This window comes from Moorena sp. SIO3B2, assembly GCF_010692525.1.
Lineage (GTDB): Bacteria > Cyanobacteriota > Cyanobacteriia > Cyanobacteriales > Coleofasciculaceae > Moorena > Moorena producens.
Map to the genome: position 1 here is coordinate 1 of NZ_JAAHHE010000772.1, position 1,849 is coordinate 1,849.

Genomic DNA, 1,849 nt, shown 5'->3' on the forward strand with positions numbered 1-1,849 from the left:
AGTAAGCCAGTCTTCCCCAAAGCTTCCAAATACTCAGATAGTGTTAGACCTGCCCTGTCTGCCATCTCTTTTAGGCCGTCCCAGGCAGCATCTGTAGTTCTAACGGTATGTGATTTTTTCGCTTCTCCGTGTATTGGAGGGCGTCCAGTTCTTTTTCCCATGTTCAAGACATCAGCATTCCTAAAAGCTATAATTAATATAGCATGGATAAATAGGTCGAAACAATGCAGTTCGGGTACAGGTACAAACTCAAGCCAAGCCGACAACAAAAAGCCACAATGAATAGGTGGTTGGATATGTTGCGATCGCAGTATAATTACTTACTTAGAGATAGAATTGAATCTTTTGATCAAGCTAAAGCTCCTAGGTTAGGCAATTACTGTGATCTAAAAAGTAAGAGTGAAGTGTGCCCGTTGACCTGTTCGGTTAGCAAATCTCACTCTGTTGGTTACCCATGGAAGAGTAATAAAAAGAACCCTAGAAGAACTGCTTACGAAGCTCAAAGTTCAAATTTGCCAATCCTTAAAAAGGAGAGACCTTGGTACAAGACTATTAACTCAACTGTTTTGCAACAGGCGCTAAGACAGTTGGATGTGGCTTTTTCTAAGTTATTCAAAGGCGAATCTGGATATCCTAAGCCTAAGAGAATATCTAGATTCAGAAGTTTTAAATATTCCCCTGGGCAGGTCAAGGTAGATGGGAATCGGATTTACTTGCCAGGTATCGGATGGATGGGTTTCTTTAATTCTCGTCCAATTCCCGAAGGGTTTAATGTTAAATCTGTCACTGTTCGGCGTAAAGCTCGTGGATGGTTCGTAAGTCTTCAGATTGAAGACAAGTCAATTCCAGTCCCTCCATTAAAAGCCAGGGATGAGATTAATCCTGAGCGAGTTAAAGGTTGTGACTTGGGGATTAAAAAGCTAATCAGCATTTCCACTGGGAAAATGATAGCTAACCCGGCACGGACAAAGTCTTTTAAGCGTAGAGAAAGGCGTCTGAAGCTAAGACAAAGAGCTGCCAGCAGAAAAAAGAAAGGGTCTAAGAATAGAAGCAGGTCCTACTCCAAGGTGGCATCTCTCCATGAACGCATTACTAATAATCGTAATGCCTACCATTGGGAGACTGCCAATAAGTTAGTAGATGGTGCAGACGCTCTAATCTTTGAAGATTTAAACATCAGAGCGATGAAGTCTCGTTGCAAGCCTAAACCCAATGAAAATGGTGGGTACGATTCGGCAAAGCCGACGCTACGCGAACGCAATGGACAATCCGCAAAAAGAGGCTTAAATCGTTCAATATCTAATGCAGCTTGGGGAGAATTGGTCAATAAGATTGAGGCCGTGGCTGCAAAGTCAGGTATTCCAGTAATCAAAATAAATCCCAAGCATACGTCTCAAAGCTGTCCAAAATGTCACCACACGAGTAAAGAGAACAGAAAAAAAGAAAAATTCCTTTGCACTAACTGTGGTCATTACAACGACGCAGATGTAAATGGTGCAGTAAATATAAAAATTCGGGGTCTCAAAAAACTGGGAATTGACCCCACAAGACGCGCGCCTTAGAACAAGGCAGCCTTATTACAACAACCTAGAACCTTTTACCCATAACCCTTTAACTATAAAGGCTGCCTTGTTCTTACGGTAACTTCAAACTCAGCTACCTCCGGTGCGGGGGAAAGTTACGCCCATGGAGTTAACAGTGACTTAGTTGCTGTGCCTGGGAATCCCCATCCCTGAGGCGGGTGGGGAGGTTCAATGGATAATTAGTGCTACCTTACCTGTCATAGAACCGGCTTCGATAGCGTTGTGAGCAGCAGCAGCTTCTTTGAGGGGAAACCGTTGGCTGAGGT

General features: G+C 43.3%; 2 protein-coding genes. One reads left to right on the plus strand and one right to left on the minus strand.

What is annotated here, in order from left to right:
• The first annotated feature begins 224 nt into the window (after positions 1-224).
• Positions 225-1,562 carry an RNA-guided endonuclease InsQ/TnpB family protein gene (locus F6K38_RS40880; protein ID WP_287360547.1) on the plus strand — a complete coding sequence of 446 codons (1,338 nt, stop codon included), beginning with the start codon at positions 225-227 and terminating at the stop codon, positions 1,560-1,562.
• A gap of 189 nt (positions 1,563-1,751) precedes the next feature.
• Here the strand turns inward: F6K38_RS40880 and F6K38_RS40885 are convergent.
• Positions 1,752-1,849, minus strand: a 98-nt coding sequence (locus F6K38_RS40885; protein ID WP_287360548.1) for a zinc-binding dehydrogenase, incomplete at its 5' end; no start/stop codon positions are given.

What these genes read in the sequence shown, in the direction of transcription:
- F6K38_RS40880 (WP_287360547.1), top strand. Translation starts at nt 225, where the DNA reads ATGCAGTTCGGGTACAGGTACAAACTCAAGCCAAGCCGACAACAAAAA.